At 70.4% G+C, this 18,913-nt stretch carries 3 protein-coding genes; 2 read left to right on the plus strand and 1 reads right to left on the minus strand.

Features of this window, described 5'->3' with window-relative positions:
- Window positions 1-326 precede the first annotated feature (326 nt).
- Both WMF27_RS33835 and WMF27_RS33840 read left to right on the plus strand, forming a co-directional pair.
- Entirely contained in the window at window positions 327-11,414 is an 11,088-nt protein-coding gene (locus WMF27_RS33835) for an amino acid adenylation domain-containing protein (RefSeq protein WP_437764739.1), read from the plus strand.
- Window positions 11,415-11,917: 503 nt separating this feature from the next.
- Entirely contained in the window at window positions 11,918-13,696 is a 1,779-nt protein-coding gene (locus tag WMF27_RS33840) for an eCIS core domain-containing protein (protein WP_437943255.1), read from the plus strand.
- Between the two features lie 44 nt (window positions 13,697-13,740).
- On the opposite strand, the gene WMF27_RS33845 is transcribed toward WMF27_RS33840, so the two are convergent.
- The gene (locus WMF27_RS33845; protein WP_437764737.1) at window positions 13,741-18,837 is read right to left on the minus strand and encodes an AAA family ATPase; all 5,097 of its coding nucleotides are present in this window, start codon (window positions 18,835-18,837) and stop codon (window positions 13,741-13,743) included.
- Window positions 18,838-18,913: the final 76 nt, after the last annotated feature.

Raw genomic sequence — 18,913 nt, forward strand, 5'->3', positions numbered from 1 at the left:
CAACCGCATCCTCCCCAATACGCACTGGCGTCGTGGTGTTCATACTTCATACTGCGTAGCGTCCGCATCGCGCCCCTCGTGATACGGACGACATCGATTTAGCTTTTTTTGCATTTTTCTGCATTTTTTTTCGCAAGCTTTGGCCCAGCTTGGCGCCTGCTCCTCGTGCCCAGGTCACCAGGCGACCCTGATTGAAGAGCGTACGACAGATCAGCAAGCACGGTGTGCGCGCAGGTGTGCGCGCGTCGAACGTACGACGCGGCGCGCGGTTACTCCACGCGCATCGATGCGACCGACCCCTATCAGCAACAAGGAGGTCATCCGCGATGAACGAAATTTCCTGTTCCCCGCTCTCTCTGGAGCAAGAACGTACTTGGCTGCTCGCCCGGAGCCGAGGCGCCGCGCCGGGCTTGAACGAAGGGGGCGCGGCGTGGCTGGACGGCGAGCTGGATGTGTCCAGGCTGGTCCATGCCATCGAGAAGCTCACGGGGCGTCAGGCGATCCTGAGGACATCCTTCGCAGAGCACGAGGGGCAGCCGGTGCAGGTCGTCTCGCCGCGGGCAGACATCGCCTTCCTCGAGGTGGATCTCGGCGCCGAAGGGCAGCCCGCCTCGGAGGGAGCCGCGCTCGCGGTGGCCCGCCGGGAGATCGCTCTGCCCCTCGATCTGGAGCGCGGCCCCCTCTGGCGCGTGAGCCTCATCCGGGTGCATCCAGGGCGCCACCTCATCACGCTCTCCATGCACCCCCTGCTCTCGGATGGCAAACCGAGCATGGCGCTGTTCTTTTCGGAGCTATTCGACGGCTATCATGGCGTCGAGCTTCGGGCGCCGCCGCTACGCTACCAGGATCACGCGCGGCGGCAGCGGGAGCACAGGACCGCCGAGCTCCTCGACCAGCAGCTCGCGCACTGGCGTCGCGAGCTCTCGGGAGCACCGGAGGCGCTGGAGATCCGGACCGATCGGCCGCGGCCCGCGGTGCGGACCTTCGCCGGAGGCTCGGTGGAGTGCGCGCTCGATCGGGAGCTCGTGCGAGAGCTCCGCGCCCTGGCCCGGGAGGAGGACGTGGCGCTGTCCGCGGTCCTGCTCGCGGGAATGCACGCCGTGCTCCACCGCCATACCGGCCAGGACGACGTCCTCATCGGCGTTCCGCTGTCCGGACGAGACGAGGAGACCCGAGGGCTCATCGGGGCATTCGGGAATCTCGTGACCGTACGGGGCAGGCTGGGCGCCGATCCGAGCTTTCGCGCGCTCCTGCGTCAAGTGCGCCGCTCCCTGCAGGAGGGGAGCGAGAACGGGGATCTCTCCTTCACCTCTCTGGTCGAGCAGCTCTCGCTGCCGCGGGATCCAAGCCGCGCACCGATCGTCCAGGCCACCTTCTCCAGCGAGCCGAGCACGCTGGAGCCGAAGCGAGGCCCTCTGCTCACGCTGACGGAGGTGGCGCTCGAGGCGACCGAGGTGGCCTTCGAGCTCGCCGTCCGCGTCGAGGAGACGGACGCGGGCCTCCTCGCGCGCGTCGATTACAATCGAGACCTCTTCGAGCGCGCGACGGTCGAGCGGCTGCTCGGGCACTGGGCGGCGCTGCTCCGCGGGGCGGCGGGCGACCCGGCGCAGCGCGTCTCGGAGCTGCCGGTCCTGACCGAGGAGGAGCGCCGCGCGCTGCTCGCGTGGAATCGCGGCGAGGTGTTCGATCCGCCGCGCGATCGGCTGCACGAGCGGGTCGAGGCGCACGCCCGGCGCAGCCCTTCCGCGGTGGCGGTGGTGTTCGAGGGGCAGCGTCTCACCTATGCCGAGCTGGATCGAAGGAGCAACCAGATAGCCCACCTCCTCCGGGAGCGCGGCGCGGGGCCCGAGGTCCCTATCGGCATCTGCCTGGAACGATCGCTCGAGATGATCGTGGCGCTGCTCGGCGTCCTCAAGTCCGGCGGCGCCTATGTCCCGCTCGACCCCTCTTACCCGGAGGACAGGCTCGCCTTCCTGCTCGAAGATGCCGGCGTCCCCGTGATCCTCACCGAGGAGCGCTTCACCTCCCGGCTCCGGAGCGGGAGCGCGAGGGTGGTGTGCCTCGACGCGGATCGGGCCATGATCGACCGGCAGCCCGAAAACAAGGTGGCGCCCTCGCCGAACGAGGGTCCGGAGGACCTCGCGTACATCATTTACACCTCGGGATCGACCGGGAAGCCCAAGGGCGTGATGGTCAGCCACGCCAACGTCCTTCGCCTGTTCGACACCACCGCCGGATGGTTCCGCTTCGGAGATCAGGACGTGTGGACGACGTTCCACTCGTTCGCCTTCGACATCTCCGTCTTCGAGATCTGGGGCGCGCTCCTCCACGGCAGTCGCCTCGTCGTCGTGCCGCGGCCCGTGATCCACGCGCCGCAGCTGTTCTACAGGCTCCTCGGCGAGGAGGGGGTGACGGTGCTCACCCAGACGCCGTCGGCGTTCCGCCTGCTCGTCCACGCCGAGGAGACGATCGAGCCGGAGGCCAGAGAGCGACTCGCGCTCCGGCTCGTGATCTGCGGCGGCGAGGCCCTCGACGTGACCGCGCTGAAGCCGTGGTGGGAGCGCCACGGCGACAGGGGGCCCGCGATCCTCAACCTCTACGGCCCCACCGAGACCACCATGTTCGTCACCTACCGCCCTGTCGGCCTGTCCGATCTCGAGCGACCCTGGTCCAGCAGGATCGGCCGCGCGGTCCCCGATACGCAGGTGCTCCTCCTCGATCGCAACCGCGCGCTCGTCCCGGTCGGCGTCCCCGGAGAGATCTACGTCGGCGGCGCGGGCCTCGCGCGCGGCTACCTTCACCGGCCCGAGCTCACGCAGGAGCGGTTCATCGAGCACCCGTTCAGCGACGACCCAGGCGCTCGCCTGTACAGGACAGGTGATCTCGCGAGCTACCTCCCGTCGGGAGACCTCGAGTACCTCGGTCGGGTCGACGACCAGGCGAAGATCCGCGGCCACCGCATCGAGGTGGGCGAGATCGCGTCGGTGCTGGCCCAACACCCCGAGGTACGCGAGGCCGTCGTTGTGCCGCGCGAAGACGCGCCCGGGGAAAAGACGCTCGTTGCCTACGTGGTCCCTCACCGGACGAGCCAGGGCGGCCCGGCGAGCGACGAGCGCGTGTTGGCTCCGGCGCTCCTCGCCTTTCTCGAGAGCCATTTGCCGAGCTACATGGTCCCGTCCGCGATCGTGCTGCTCGCGTCGTTCCCCACCACGCCGAACGGGAAGCTCGACCGCAAGGCGCTGCCCGCGCCGAGCGGCGCTCGTCCAGAGCTCCGGAGCGCGCTCCTCGGGCCGCGCTCCGAGCTGGAAGAGGAGCTGGCGCACCTCTGGAAGGAGCTCCTGCGCGTCGATCACGTCGGCGTGCACGACAGCTTCTTCGCGCTGGGCGGCGACTCGCTGCACGCGCTCCGGCTGTTCTCCCGCTTGCGCGGCGCCTTCGGGATCGACGTCACCTTCCAGCAGCTCTTCGCCCACCCGACCGTCGCCGCGCTCGCGGCGCTGCTCAGCGGAAAGGAGCGCGCCGCGGCCCGGGGCGATCAGGCCATTCCGAGAGGCGCCCGAGCGGGATCGATCCCCCTGTCGTTCGCGCAGGAGCGCATGTGGTTCCTCCACCGGCTCGCGCCGGAGAGCAGGGCCTACAATTGCCTCTGTCCCTTCCGCCTCGCCGGGGACCTCCACGTCCCTGCGCTCGACAGGAGCCTCCGTGAGCTCGTCCGCAGACACGAGATCTTGCGCACGGTCTATACGGAGCTCGACGGCCAGCCCGTCCAGATCGTCGCCGAGGACGCCTCCTTCCGGCTCGAGGTGGCGGATCTCCAGCACCTCTCCGGGGAGGAGCGCGAGGCCCAGGCGGAGGAGCACCTCTCGTCGGAGGCCCAGAGGATCTTCGATCTGAAGCGCGGCCCCGTCTTCCGCGCAGGGCTGCTCCGGCTCGGGCCTCGGGATCACGTCCTCTGGTTGCACATCCACCACATCGCCGTCGACGGTTGGTCGCTCGAGGTCGCTTACCGTGAGATCGCGGCGCTCTACGATGCCTTCTGCCGGGGGGCTCCGGCGGCGCTGCCGGACGCGCCGCTCCAGTACGCCGATTTCGCCTCGTGGCAGCGCGAGCAGATGACCGAAGAGGTCCTGTCGGAGCTGCTCGCCGGCTGGAAGCAGAGGCTCCTCGACGTGCCGCCCTTGCTCGAGCTGCCGAGCGATCACGTCCGGCCAGCAGTCCAGACCTTCCGCGGCGCGACCCTCCCGTTCCAGCTCGATCCGGAGGTCGGAAGGGCGGTCCGGGACCTCGGCGCGCGCAACGACGTGACCGTGAACATGGTCCTCCTGGCCGTGTTCGCCGTCCTGCTCCACCGCACCACGCAACGCGACGACCTCCTGGTCGGCCTGCCGAGCGCGGGCCGGGATCACGCCGATCTCGAGGCGGCGATCGGCTTCTTCGTCAACGTGATCCCCATCCGGATCGACGTCTCCGGCGGGCCGTCGTTCGAGGAGCTGCTCCGCCGCGTGAGGGGCGTGTGCCTGGACGCTTATGCGCACGACAGGCTCCCGTTCGAGCGGCTCGTCCAGGAGCTCCAGCCGGAGCGCGACCCGAGCTACAGCCCCCTCGTGCAGATCGTGTTCGCGCCGCAGCCGCCCGCGGAGCGCGAGCTCCACCTCCGCGGGATCGAGGCGCGCGCCATCGACACGGACACGAGGAAGACGATCTTCGACGTCTCGCTCTATGCCTGGGAGAGCGCCGGCGGCGTCGCCGGGATGCTGGAGTACAGCACCGACCTCTTCGAGCGGGCGACGATGGAGCGGATGTTGAGTCACCTCTTCACGCTCCTCGCCGCCGCGACCTCGGACCCCGCGCGCTCCGTCTCGTCGATGCCGCTGCTCCCGGAGCGCGAACGGCGCCGGCTGCTCGTCGATTGGAACGACACCGGCGCCGATTTCCCTCGCGACCTTTGCGTCCTGGATCTGTTCGAGGAGCAGGCGGCGCGCGCGCCGCACGCCGCCGCGGTCGTGTCCGATCGCGGCTCGCTCACGTACGGGGAGCTCGATCGCCAGGCGAACCAGCTCGCGCGCCGCCTGCTCGAGCTGGGCGTCGCGCCCGATACCCTGGTCGCGATCTGCGCGGAGCGCTCGCTGGAGATGGTGGTCGGGATCGTCGGGGTCCTCAAGGCGGGCGCGGCGTATCTCCCTGTGGACGCGGAGATCGCGAGAGAGCGGCTGGCGTTCCTCCTCGAGGACTCCGGGGCGCCGGTGCTCCTCACGCAGGAGCGCCTCGCCGATCGCCTCCCGCCGTTCGCGGGCGCGGTGATCCGCCTCGACGCCGACTGGCCGGAGATGGCAGCGCGCGACGCGTCGCCCCCTCCGGTGTGCGCGGGCGCCCGGGATCTGGCCTATGCCATCTACACGTCGGGCTCGACCGGCCGCCCGAAGGGCGTGCTCGTGGAGCACCGGAGCCTCATGAACCTGGCAGCGTGGCACGTGCGGCGCTTCGCCGTCACCGCCGCGGATCGCGCGACCCTCGTCGCGAGCCCTGGCTTCGACGCGTCGGTATGGGAGCTCTGGCCGTACCTGTGCGCGGGAGCGTGCCTGTTCATCCCCGGGGAGCCGCTCCGCCGCTCCCCGGACGAGCTGAAGGCGTGGCTCCTCGCGCGAGGGATCACCGTCTCGTTCTTGCCGACGCCGGTGGCCGAGGAGCTCCTGCGCCTCGACTGGCCTGCTTCCGTCGCGCTCCGGTACCTGCTCACCGGAGGAGACAAGCTCCGCGTCTGGCCAGGCGCAGGGCTCCCGTTCGAGGTCGTGAACAACTACGGTCCGACCGAGGGGACCGTCGTCGCGACCTCCTGTGTCGTGCCGAGGGCGCGGCCGAGCGGCGGGGCTGCGACCCTCGACCCGTCGATCGGCCGCCCCATCGACAACATGCGGGTTTACCTCCTCGATGCGCGCGGTGAGCTCGTCCCGGTGGGCGTCCCCGGCGAGCTTTACCTGGGAGGCGCCGGCGTCGCCCGCGGGTACCTGAACCGGCCCGAGCTCGACGAAGCGAGGTTTCTCCCCGACCGGTTCGCCGACGAGCCGGGCGCGCGCATGTACCGCACCGGCGATCGCGCCCGGTGGCTCGCGGACGGAAACATCGAGTTCCTGGGGCGGGTCGACAACCAGGTGAAGATCCGCGGCTACCGTATCGAGCTCGGCGAGATCGAGGCCGTGCTGCGAGAGCACCCCGCCGTGGAAGAGGCCGTCGTGGTGGCGCGGGAAGATGCGCCGGGCAACAAGCGGCTCGTCGCCTACGTCATCCCTCGCCTCGACGACGGCGGCGCCGCGGATCAGGCCCCGGCCCTGCAAGCGGAGCACGTCTCGGCGTGGCAGGCGCTGTACGACGGCACCTACGGGAAGGCCGGCGCCGGCGTGGATCCGGACTTCAACATCACGGGCTGGAACAGCAGCTACACCGGAGAGCCGATCGGCGCCGGAGCGATGCGCGCATGGCGGGATCACACGGTCGAGCGGATCCTCTCGTTCCAGCCGCGCCGGGCATGGGAGATCGGCTGTGGGACGGGGCTCCTGCTCCTGCAGCTGGCCCCGCAGTGCGCCGCCTACCTGGGGACCGATTTCTCGGAGAAGGCGATCTCGCTGCTCCGCCCCGAGCTCGCGCGCGGCGCGCTCTCGCATGTGTCGCTGCAGCGCCGGGAGGCGAACGACTTCAGCGGCGTCGAGCCGGGCAGCTTCGACGTGATCGTCTTGAACTCGATCGTCCAGTATTTCCCCAGCGCCGATTACCTGCGCTCGGTGATCGAGGGTGCCGTGCGCGCCGCGGCGCCCGGTGGCGTCGTGTTCCTTGGCGACATCAGGAGCCTTCCCCTGCTCGAGGCGTTTCACACCTCGGTGCAGCTTCACCGCGCGCCCGCGAGCGTGACCTCGGCCGAGCTCTTTGCCCGGGTGCGGCGGGCGGCCCTCGGCGAGGAAGAGCTCGTCCTCGCGCCCGAGTTCTTTCACGCGCTGCCCGGCCAGGTCCCTGGCGTGGAGCACGTGGAGTGCTGGCTCAAGCGGGGTTCGGACGCCGACGAGATGACGCGCTTCCGCTATGACGTGGTCCTGCACGTGGGCGTGGCGCCCGAGCCCATCGCCATCGGCCGATCCCTGGACTGGGCTGCCTCGGAGGGCCTCGCCGGCGTCGAGCGAGCGCTGCGCGAGGGGGGCTCCGGCGCGCTCTTGGTCCTGGGGATCCCGAACGCGCGCGTGGTCGCCGACGTGGTCGCCGCGAGCCGGCTGCGGGAAGGGGGCGGCGCCGAGCTGGACCGCGCCGAGTTCGCTGCTCGGAGCGCGGCGGCCGCGATCGAGCCGGAGGCGCTGTGGGCGCTCGGCGCGCGCCTCGGCTGCTCGGTCCGGATCACCGCGTCGAGGACCTCGGGCCCAGGCTGCATGGACGTGCTCTTCGAGCGCTCGGTCGAACGCTCGGTCGAACGCTCGGTCGAACGCTCGGAGGGCGGCGCGCCGCGGCCGCGCGCCTGGGTCCAGGCGCGGCCCGGGGAGACCTCGCCGGCCCGGTCGCTCGCGAACAGCCCTCTCCGGAGGCAGAAGGCGCGCGTCATGCCTGAAGGCCTGCGCGAGCTCGCCGCGGCGAAGCTCCCCGATTACATGGTTCCGGCCGCCTTCGTGAAGCTCGACGCGCTGCCGCTCACCGCGAACGGGAAGGTCGATATCGCGGCCCTTCCGGCCGACGATCGCGCGAGACCCGAGCCGCGGGCGGAGCCGCCCGCGCCCGCCTCGAACATCGAGGGGATCGTCTCCGAGATCTGGCGCCAGGTGCTCGGCGTCGACGAGGTCGGCCTCGACGATCCTTTCTTCGAGATCGGCGGTCACTCGCTGCTCCTCTCCCGGGTCCGCGCGGGGATCCGGGCGCGGCTCGGCGAGGACGTGCCCCTCATGGAGCTGTTCCAGTACCCGACGATCCGCAGCCTCTCTGCACGTCTGAAGAGGGGCTCTCGGGCGGCCGCCCCGGGGGAGAGCGCGGCCTCCGGGCGCGAGCGCGGCGCCGCGGCCCCCGCGACCGGAGCGCCCGCGCGGGAGGCGCTCCCCGAGCACGCCATCGCCATCATCGGAATGGCGGGTCGCTTCCCGAAGGCGCGCAGCGTCGACGCGCTGTGGTCGATGCTCGAGGGCGGGGGCGAGGGGATCTCCTTCCTTTCCATCGAGGAGCTGAAGGCGCTCGGCGTGGAGTCGGAGCTCTACCGGTCGCCCGGGTTCATTCCGGCGGCCGGCGTGATCGAGGACGTCATGTGCTTCGACGCGGCGTTCTTCGGCTACAGCGCGCAGGACGCCGTGCTCATGGACCCGCAGCAGCGCGCCTTCCTCGAATGCGCCTGGGAAGCGATGGAGAGCGCCGGCTACGACCCGCTCGCCTACCCGAAGCCGATCGGCGTATTCGCCGGGAGCGACGCGCCGAGCTACTGGATCGAGCAGGTCGGGCCCCTTCCGGCCGCGCCGAACTCGGAGCACCACCGGATCTACACCGGGAACGTGACCGACTCCCTGACCACGCGCGTGGCCTACAAGCTGGGGCTCCGGGGGCCCGCGGTGAGCGTCATGACGGCCTGTTCGACGTCGCTCGTCGCCGTGCACCTCGGCTGCCAGAGCCTCCTCACCAGAGAGAGCGACATGGTCCTCGCGGGAGGCGTCGGCATCCTCACGCCGAAGAGGATCGGCTATCTCTACGAGGAAGGCCGGGTCACCTCGCCCGACGGCCATTGCCGGCCCTTCGACGCCGAGCCGAGCGGCATCGTGGCGAGCAGCGGTGTCGGCCTCGTCGTCCTCAAGCGGCTGAAGGACGCGCTGGACGACGGCGACACGATCCACGCCGTGATCCGCGGTTCCGCCGTCACCAACGACGGGGCGCTCAAGGTGGGTTACACGGCGCCGAGCCTGGAGGGGCAGGTCGAGACCCTCGCGCGGGCGCACGCCGCTGCCGGCGTGAGCCCGGAGAGCATCACGTATGTGGAGGCGCACGGCGCGGGCACGCGGCTCGGCGACTCGATCGAGGTGGCCGCGCTGGCGCGGGTGTTCCGGAAGGCGACCGAGAAGGTCGGCTTCTGCGCGCTCGGCTCGGTGAAGAGCAACCTCGGCCACCTCCGCGCGGCGAACGGGGTGACCGGCCTCATCAAGGCGGCGCTCTCGCTGGAGCGCGAGCTCATCCCCGGAACGCTCCATTTCCGCCGGCCCGGCCCCGAGCTCGATCTCGCGAGCAGCCCGTTCTTCGTCAACTCCGCGCCGCGCGCGTGGAAGCGCGGCGGAGCCCCGCGCCGCGCCGCGGTGAGCGCCTTCGGCATCGGCGGCACGAACGCGCACGCCGTGCTCGAGGAGGCGCCGGAGACGGCGCCGTCCGGCCCGTCCAGGCGCTGCCAGCTGCTCGTCGTCTCGGCGAAGACGCGCGCCGCGCTCGAGAGGAGCACCGATCGGCTGGCCGAGCACCTGCGGCGCGCGCCGGAGCGCTCGCTCGCCGACGTCGCGTTCACCCTGCAGCGCGGCAGGGTGCCTTTCGCGCACCGCCGCGCGGTGGTGTGCGCGGATCCGGCCTCGGGCGCGGCCTGCCTCGATCGGCGCGACCCCGCCCGCGTCTTCACGCAGGTCGCCGGCAGGCGGCCTCCGGAGGTCGTCTTCATGTTCCCCGGCGCGGGCGCGGAGCATGCCGGCATGGGGCGCGAGCTCTACCTGCACGAGCGCGCCTACCGCGAGAGCATGGACGAATGCGCCGACCGCTTCCGCCGCGAGCTGCCGGTCGACCTCCGCGACTGGCTCTTCCCCGAAGCGCAGGAGCGCGCCCGCGGCGACGCGGAGATCGGCGCTCCGCGCTTCAGCGCGGCCGCGGCCGCCCTCTTCTCGACCGAGGTCGCCTTGGCGCGGCTCCTGATGTCGTGGGGGATCCGCCCGGCCGCGCTGTTCGGGCACGGCGTGGGCGAGGTCGCCGCCGCGTGCGTCGCCGGCACGCTCTCGCTCGACGACGCGGTCGCGCGGGTCGCGCTGCGCGGGCGCGCGGAGGAGGAGGCCACGAGCGCCGCTGGCCCCGAGGATCGCATCGCCGCGCTGCTCGCCTCGGCCGATCGCGTCCTCCTCGAGGTCGGGCCCGGCTCCACCCTGGCCGCCGTGGCGTCGCGGCACCCGGACGCGGAGCGACGGGTCGCGACCACCCTGGCGGGCCCGGGCGAGGGCGCCGGCGACCTCGCGGTGTTGCTCGCCGCGGTGGGCCGGCTCTGGTGCGCCGGCGTCGACGTGGACTGGGCCGCATTCTCCCGGGACGAGCGCCGGAGGCGCGTGCCGCTCCCCACGTACCCGTTCGAGCGCACCGCTCACGTGCTCGACGCCACCTGCACCGTGGGCCCGGCCACGGTGCGATCCCTGCCGCCGAAGATCTGGAGTCCGCCGGCGTCGTCCGGTCCTCCCTCGGGCTCGGGCGCGCCGGCGAGCGCGCGGCTGCGGGAGGTCGCGGCGCTCGCCGAGCGCGTCCGGGAAGCGCTGCCGCCCGACTCGCAGGCGCCCCTGAGCGCCGCGATGACGCAGCGGAGCGGGAGCGCGGCGGTCCTCACCGAGCGGCGCCCAGCCGGACAGATCCTCGTCACGCTGCAGGCGGGGGCGCCGGGCGCCGCGCCGCTGTTCCTGATCCCGCCGCTCGGCGGGACGGTGCATGCGTATCACCCTCTGGTGCAACGCCTGAGCGGCGAGCTGCCGGTCTACGGGATTCAGCCGATTGGGGTGGAGCTGAGCGAGCCCCGCTTCACGTCCATTCCCGATATCGCAGCCCGGTACGTGGACGAGATCCTGCGCGCCAGGCCCGAGGGGCCGTACCTCCTGGGAGGGCATTCGGCCGGCGGCGTCGTCGCATACGAGATGGCGCAGCAGCTGCTCGCGCGAGGACGCAAGGTGCCTTTGCTGCTGCTCCTGGACACGGGCTTCGACCCGCGCGCGAGCGAGCGCTCACCGGCGAGCGGCCTCGCCCATGAGATGGCGAAGCTCGAGGCCGTCGCGTCGCAGAGATACCGCGTCTTCGCGGCGGCCATGGAGGACGACGCGCGGCTCCGCGCCGAGGTCACGAGCACGTGGCAGGCGCTCGCGAGCTACGTGCCGCAGCCGACCGACGCCAGTGTCCTGTTCCTGCGCGCGCGGGAGCAGGTCAGCCCGGACGACGCGCGCGCAGTCAATGCCTGGATGGACCTCGCGCGAGGGGAGTTTGCGGTCCAGGTGGTGCCTGGCAACCATTTCACGATGATGGAGCCGCCCCACGTCGCGCACGTCGCCCGCGGGATCCAGCAGCGCATCGCGGGCGCGGTGAGGCCCGCGTTCGTCGACCCGCTGGAGGGGCGGGTGCTCCGGAGGTCGAGGGCCAGGCCGCTCGGCGCGGAGAGCGGACCCGAGAGCGGCCCGCCGTCGCACTGAGCTGGGTCCTCGGCGGCTGAGCTCACCCCGGGTCGGCAGGAGGTCTCGCCGGGGGCCTCTCGCGGGCGCGCAACCAGGGAAGAGCTAGATGGGATGAGGCATCGTGGGAACGTGGCGTCCGCAAGGTGAGGATGCGCTTTACGACGGAGGCTCGGCAAGCGGAGAACAGCGGGCGAGGACGGGAACTTGGCCCGTCACCGCCACCCGGGCAGGATCACAGCGCCGGTCTGTTGGACTGCCGTCCCTACATGGGCGCGGCGAGCGAGAGTGTCTCGCGCATCATCCATCATTCCCAGGCGAGGTACCGGAGAGCGTCCGTGCGTCATCCACCGATTCCAGACAAGAGAGCGGGTAATTCCACGGCTTCGTCGCGCGGGCCGGTGATCCAGGCCGCGTGGCAACCCTCGAATCCGGACGCGCGAGCGGCGGTGCGGCGCCCCTCCATGGCGCCGCCGGGATTGCTCCGGCACCTCCCGCTGGGCCGCGGGCGGCCTCTGCCTGAGATGCTGCGCCGGCACATGGAGTCGTACTTCGGCGCTGATTTCTCGGCCGTCCGGCTGCACGTGGGCCCCGAGCCAAAGCTGCTCGGCGCGCGCGCGTTCACGATCGGCTCCGACATCTTCATCGACCCAGCGAGCTACGAGCCGTCCACCGCGAGAGGCCGCGAGCTCCTGGGGCACGAGCTGTCCCACGTCCTCCAGCAGCGCTCCGGCCGGGCCGCGCGCGCACAGGCGGGCAACGCGTCGGGCGGGCCCGCGATCCTCGAAGACAGCGCCCTCGAAGCCGAGGCGGCCTTCATGGGGGCGCTGGCTGCCTCGCCGGAGCCTTTTCCACCGGCCTTCCAGTCGCCGGTCGGCGCCGCGACCCGCCGCGCGACCGAGGGGACCGGCATCCCGGTGGGCGTCGTTCAAATGGCGCGCTTCGCGTCGGACGGCACCCAGCTCAACCAACTCGGCGCGCAGGTCCGGCGGTACTACGACACGGAGAACGTCCCGACGTTCGGCGCCTGGGTCGACTACCTGCAGGTGAACAACGCGCGGCAGACGCTCGGAAGGCTGCTCCAGGGCCTCGCGCAGCGCATTCCAGGGACGAGGGGAGAGCGCATCGCCGCCAGTCGGGCGCGCCACGCCCTGGACGTACTAGAGTGGGATCCTCCCGGCTACGGCGGCCAGCGCTCGGCCCTCGGGCGTCTCCCGCGCCGGAGCTGGTGGAAGCTCTTCATCGAAGGCCGTCACCATGGGAAGGGGGCTCTGTACTTCGATCTGGACGAGTCGCCGGGCTTCTACGACGCGATGAGGCGGGCGTTCGAACAGGAGCTCTTGCCCGCGCAGCAGGCCGACGTGGACCTCAATTTCAAGGACTACGATCGACTCCACCAGATGGTGACGAACGGCGTGCTGCGAAAAACCCGCGGCAATGACTACGAGCCAGTGCCCCACCAGCGGAGCGGCCAGCACACCACGTTCCCGATGACCATACCGCCGCAGAAGCCGAGCGACACCGCTCTGCTAGAGATGACGCGCGCCCGCGAGCTTGGGAGCGAAGAGGAAGTCGCGTTCAACAAAAAATACAACGCCAAATACCGTGTAAACAACACGATAAACGGCCAGCAGTGGGTGATCATCACCAACTACCAGACGGAGGAAGTCCGCGACAGGGTGAACGCGCTGTTCAGCCGTTACTACGAGGATCTCAGGGTTGCCGCCGAGGATCGAAGCCTTGCCGTCCGCTCGCGCAATCTGACGCAGGATCTGCGGAAGTTGCAAGTTCAGTCCCAGTCGAGCGGCCTGTCCAACCTATGGGGGTTCCTAGGGAACGGAGGAGAAAAAGAGGAGAGCGAGGAGCAACGGGTGAAGGAGGAGAGCAAGATTCAAAAGACGTACAAGGAGGGCGTGCTCGGTGCCATCGTCCGGCTCGTCCGCGCCCTTCACGTCGGCCACTTCTACACCGACGCGAACGGGCGGCTGAACACGATGCTCCTCTTGAACAAGCTCCTCCTCCAGAACGGATTCACGCCCGTCATCCTCCAGGACAACGCGATCTTCGGGGGACGGATGAGCAAAAGCGAGCTCGTCACCCAGGTAATGCAGGGGCTCGAGGCGTTCGAGCAGGAGGTGAGAGACGCCGAACGCGAAAACCGGCCGAACCTCGTGCAGGGCGAAGTGGCCACCACCGCCTCGTATCTCCGGCAGGGCGTGGAGGGTGCAGGCAGGTTCGCACGCGATTATGGTGCCTACGCGCTCGTGGCGGTGGTCGCCTATTACGGGTACAACCGGCTCTGAGCGTCAGCGGGAAGGGTGCTGCTCAAGCAGCGTTCGGCCGCTCCTCACCGCGGGCGCGCGCCGAGGGGCGCGCCGCGGCTCCCCACCCGCTGCAGGGCGTAGGCGATGCCGCTCTGGAGCGTCCCCTGCGTGACCACCGCGCCGAGGTCGATCTGCAGGCGAATGAGCGTCTGTGCGACGTCGGGGCGGATGCCCGTGATCACCGCCTGCGCCCCGAGCAGCCGGAGGGCGACGGCGGCGTTCATCAGGGTGCTCGCGACGTCGCCGTCGACCGTCCTCACGCCGGTGATATCGATGATCACGACCTCGGCGCCGCTCGATTCGACCCCCTGGAGCGCCGTGCAGAGCACCTGCTCCGCCCGCTGCCGGTCCATCATCCCGATGAGCGGCATGACCATGATCCGGTCGGTGATCGGGATGATGGGCGTGGAGAGCTCCGCCAGGCGGGCGCTCTGCACGCGGATGATCTCCTCCTGGAGCTCGGCGCGCGCGTGCTCGCTCCGCTCCCGCGCCGAGAACTCGACCCTGAGCTGCTCCTCGGCGAGGCGCAGCGACTCCGTGCGCCTGTGCAGGTTCGCGTAGAGAACGGCGTTCTCCACCGCGCTCGCCGCCTGCGCCAGCAGGAGCTTCGAGAGCTCCAGCCGGGCCGGCGTGAACACGTTGGTCGCCGTGTCGTTCTCCAGATAGAGAACGCCGTTCGTGCGCCCCTGGTGCACCATCGCGAGGCAGAGGATCGATCTCGGGTTGTTCGCGGCGACGTACGCATCCGCGGCGAAGCGAGGCTCGTGGCTCGCGTCCGCGAGGACCACCGGCTGCATCGTCCTCGCGACGTACTGCACGATCGAGGCGGGGACCTCGGCGCTGCCCTCGACGGGGAGCAGCAGGCCGACCCTCACAGCGTTCGGATCCACGGTGATGGACGCCTCGATCATCAGCTGGTGATCGCGCTCCAGGACGAGGACCCCCTTCTTCGCGCCGGCGTTCTGGATCGCGATGTCGAGCAGCCGGCTGACCACGCTCTCGAGGACGACCTCGCCGGCGATGGCCTGAGCTGCCCGGATGACCGCCTCGACGTCGAGCACGCTGGTGCTGAGCCTCGTCGTCGAGGTGGTCTGGACCGCGGCCCGGGCGTGCTCCAGCATGCCAGGCGGCGCCGACGTGAGCGCGACCTTCTGCACGAGCTGCGGTGTCTCGGCCGCCAGTCGTTCCGCCTTGGCGGTCGCCCCCCACTGCATGTAGCCGTGGTGGGCGTCGGTCATGTGGGCGCGCGCGCTCCGGGTGAGGCCGTTCGCGTGGTGGAACTTCCCGGCGAGCTCGCTCGCCAGCGCCTGGTCGCGCGTGAACCCCGCCTCCTCGGCGCCCTCGATCGCCCTGTCATAAAGCTGCGCCACGGCGTGCCGGTCGCCGCCCGAAATCCGCGCGATCTCCGCCTCGGCGAGGAGATGCTTGTGCGCGTAGCTCCGGGGGCAGAGCTCGGCCCAGCGGGCGAGCTTCTCCCGGTGCGCCGACAGCGCCGCCACGAGCCGCTCCTTCTCGGAGGCCGGCGCGCCGTCGCACGAGGCGGCGAGGATCAGGCACGAATAGAAGACGAGCTCGGTCGCCCAGAAGTTGTTCACGCAGCCGACGGTCATCTTCTCCGCGGCGGCCATGAGCGCGCGCGCGGCGCCGTGGTCGCCGTAAAGATAGGCCAGCTGGACCTTTTGCGTGTGGTACCACGCGGCCACATAGCTGAGCTCCGGGACCGAGACCAACCTGGCGAAGGCGGCCTCGTCGAAGGTGTCGTCGCTCAGGGTGTGCGCCCCGGCGGTGCCCCCCGTGAGGTTCGCGACGACCTGCCTTGCGCACGTGAGGATGAGCGTCGTGAGCTTGTCGTTCGTCCTCCGCATGAGCGCGAGATCCTGCTCGATCTCGCCGGCCACCGCGCCGAGATCGTCGCCGAGGCTCAGGCTCGCCGAGATCAGGTGAATGCAGCAGTACGAAGCGTACGCCAGATCTCCCGACTCGAAGCCGGCCTGCCGGGAGCGGGCCAGGAGCTTCACCGTGTCCCGGAGCGGCTCGAAGAAATGGAGAATGCACGCGAAGGTCATGAGGAGCATGCACGTGATGCGCTGGTTGGGGATCCGCTCGTTCAGCTCGATACCGACCCTGGCGAACTGGTAGGCTTCCTTGTACCGGTCGTCGGTGGTCCTCGGCTCGAAGACGCCGTCGATCAGGAGCGCCGCATAGAGCACGCACGCGTACGCCGTGGTGCTCGAGGTGCCGCACTTCACCGCGAGGTTGATCTGCATGATGAGCGTGAGCGGCCCGAGGACGGGCAGCCCGAGCGCGGAGGCGGGCTGCGTCATGTCGGCGAGGAGACGGAGGATGGTCTGCTTGTCTGGATCGGCGACGGTGGGCAACCCCAGGAGAGCGGAGATCGGGCGGCTCGCGAGGTGGGCCTGCATCGCCTCGAGCTCTCTGCCGAGCAGCGCGCGCTGCTCCTCGGCCGCCGCGGGGATGTCGACCCCGAGCAGCGCGAGGGCCTCGAGGCCGCACCGCACGACCGCGGAGAGGTCGCCGCGCATCAGGTGGAACGACATGCGCAAGTTGCGGACCTGCGCGCCGTCCAGCGGGGATCTCGCGTGTTCGAGGAGCGCGTCGAACAGCCGCTCGCCGGCGTCGAACTGGCCTGTCAGGCAAAGGCACTCCGCGAGCCCGGTGGTCAGCGCAAAGGTGAGATCGTGCCGCTCGTCCCAGCGCTTCGGGCCGAGCGCGCCCGTGCCGGCCTCGAAGTAGCTCGCGGCCGCCTCGTACGCCGCGCCGGCCTTCGCCCTCCTGCCCGCCTCGAGGTTCAAGCGCGCCAGCGCGACGCGCTCTTCCGGATCGGTGATCCGCGGCATACCGAGGTTCATGTGGGTCGCGACCTCGAAGACCTCACCCTCCATGCCGCCGGGGTCGCTGTCCGCGAGCAGGAGCCGCCCGATCTGGAGGTGGATCTCCTGCTTGCGGGGCTCGTCGAGGAGCCGGTAGGCCGCTTGCTGGACCCGGTCGTGCAAGAACCGATAGGCGGCGTCGAGCGCGAGCTCCGGCTCGTCCGCCTCGCCGGTCATCGCGCCGCCCAGGGCCGCGTCGAAGAACCTGGAGTCCGCGCCCACGGCGAGGATCAGCCCCTCGCGGAGCGCCGCCGACAGCTCGCCTGCGACCTCGCGGCGCGGCCTGTCGGCCACCCTCGCGAGCGTCTTCAGGTCGAAGCGATAGCCGATGCACGCGGCGAGCGTGAGGGTGCGCTGCGCGCGTCCGTCGAGCTCCAGGAGCCTGCCCGCCATGAAGTCGACGACGTTGTCCGTGACCTTCATCCGCTGGATGCGCGGCAGATCCCAGGTCCACTCGCGCCGGGCCGGATCGAAGGAGACGAGCTTCTCGGCGTGCAGCGCCCTCATGAACTGGTTCATGAAGAACGGGTTGCCGTGGGTCTTGCTCATCACATGACGCGCGAGCGGCTCGGCCCGCTCGGGGTCGCAGGAGAGGGTGTCGGCGAGGAGCCGCGTCACGACGGGGAGCTCGAGCGGCTTGAGGTCGATGTCGCCGACGGCGACCCCGGCCTTGCGCAGCTCCCCCAGGGTGATTGAAAACAGGTGGCGCTCGTCGACCTCGTTGTGGCGGTACGCGCCGATCACGAGGAAATGCTTGATCTCCGGCTCGGTCAGGAGCTGCTCGAGGAGCTTGAGCGACGCCGGATCCGCCCATTGCAGGTCATCGAGGAAGACGACGAGGGGGTGCTCCTGGGCGGGGATGGCGCTGCAGAACTTCCGGAACGCGAGGTGGAAGCGGGCCTGCGCCTCGGTCGGTCCGAGCGGCTCGACGCCGGGCTGGGGGCCGAGGAGGAGCTCGAGCTCGGGGATGAGATCGACGAGGTGCTGGCCGTTCTGCCCGACGGCGTTCGCGATTCGCTCCTTCCACAGCGCGAGCGCCTCCGCGGGCTCGGTCAAGAGGGCTCGGACGAGCTCCCGGAAGACATGCGCCACGGCCGCGTAGGGGACGGTCCGGTTGATCTGGTCGAACTTGCCAGCGACGATGTACCCCTTGCCCTGCGCGATGGATTTCTGGATCTCGCCGACGAGGAGCGACTTGCCGATACCGGCGTGGCCGGACACGAGGAGCAGCTCGCTCGCGCCCTGGCTGACTCGCCGCCACGCGCCTTCGAGGACCGCGAGCTCGGCCTCGCGGCCGTAGGCCTTCTGCGGGATCCGGAGCGCGTCCACGTAATCGTGGCGCCCGAGCGCGAACGGCTCGATCGCCGACGCTGCCTCGAGCCGCGTGAGGCACTCGGCGAGATCCATCCGGAGCCCGTAGGCCCCCTGGTACCGATCATCGGGGCTCTTCGCCAGGAGCTTCATGATGATGTCAGAGACGGAGCGCGGTACGTCGGGCGAGACCCGCGCCGGCGGCGGCGGGAGCCTGGCGATGTGGCAGTGCACGAGCTCCAGGAGGTCCTTCGTCGGGAAAGGGAGCTTGCCCGTCACCATCTCGTACAGGGTGACCCCCAGGGAGTAGAGGTCCGTGCGCAGATCGATAACGCGGTTCATCCGCCCGGTCTGCTCCGGGGACATATACGCCAGGGTGCCCTCGAAGGCGGCGGGGCTCCTCGGCCGCTGCGCCTCCTGGGAGAGGCGGGTGGCGCTGCCGAAGTCCATGATCTTGGCGTTCCACGTGGACGGTTCGACGATGATGTTCTGCGGCTTGATGTCCATGTGAACGGCCCCGCCCCGATGAATGGATTCGAGCGTGCTCGCGACGGATATCGCGACCCGGAGCGCGTCTTCGAGGGTGAGGGAGCGTGCCGTGATGAGCTCATGGAGCGTGCAGCCCCCGGCGTCTTCCATGATGAGCGCCAGGCTCGCCCCGATCTTCACGATGCCCAGGACGTGAACCACGCCGGGCAGCGCGAGCTCCTTGGCGATGGCGTACTCGTAGCGAAGCCTCGCGACCTCGGCCGGCGCTGGGCGCTCGTTCCTGAGGCGCTTGACCGCGACAGGGGTCCGGTCCTCGTTGCGGTATCCTCGGTACACGGTCGACGCAGCGGATTCGTGGATGAGGCCTGTCAGGGTGTACCCGGGGATACCGATCATGGACCAGTTGTAGAGCGCTTCTGTGCGCTGCATCAAGCGGTCTGCACGGCCATTCGAGGGAAATCCGCCACGGCGCCGCCGTGCTCTCCAACCCGGGTGCAGCCCGTCC

The sequence above is a fragment of the Sorangium sp. So ce281 genome (assembly GCF_051527395.1).
Classification (GTDB): Bacteria; Myxococcota_A; Polyangia; order Polyangiales; family Polyangiaceae; genus Sorangium; species Sorangium cellulosum_B.